Source organism: Pseudomonas sp. K5002, assembly GCF_013386655.1.
GTDB lineage: Bacteria > Pseudomonadota > Gammaproteobacteria > Pseudomonadales > Pseudomonadaceae > Aquipseudomonas.
In genome coordinates, this window is sequence record NZ_JACARK010001089.1 from 1 (window position 1) to 390 (window position 390).

Annotated in this window: 1 protein-coding gene; it reads left to right on the plus strand. The window is 62.6% G+C overall.

Features of this window, described 5'->3' with window-relative positions; translation table 11 throughout:
• A partial coding sequence (locus HX846_RS33465) for a condensation domain-containing protein (RefSeq protein ID WP_256740253.1) occupies nt 1-390 on the plus strand: 390 nt, incomplete at both ends.

The window sequence follows — 390 nt, forward strand, 5'->3', positions numbered from 1 at the left end:
TTCGTCAATACCCAGGTGCTCAAGGCTGAAGTCGATCCGCAGCAGCGGTTCAGCGAACTGCTGCAACAGGTCAAGACGGCGGCACTGGGCGCCGAGGCGCATCAGGACCTACCGTTCGAGCAATTGGTCGAAGCCTTGCGCCCTGAGCGCAACCTGAGCCATAGCCCGTTGTTTCAGGTGTTGTACAACCACCAGAGCGCCGGCCGCCAAGCCATCCCGCAACTGCCGGGGCTGGTGATCAAGGCCCAGGAGTGGGAAAGCCGTACCGCCCAGTTCGACTTGACCCTCGACACCCTGGACGCCGACGGCGAGCTCAGTGCAACCCTCACTTACGCCACCGACCTGTTCGACGCAAGCACTGCACAGCGTATGGCCGCTCACTGGCTGAAC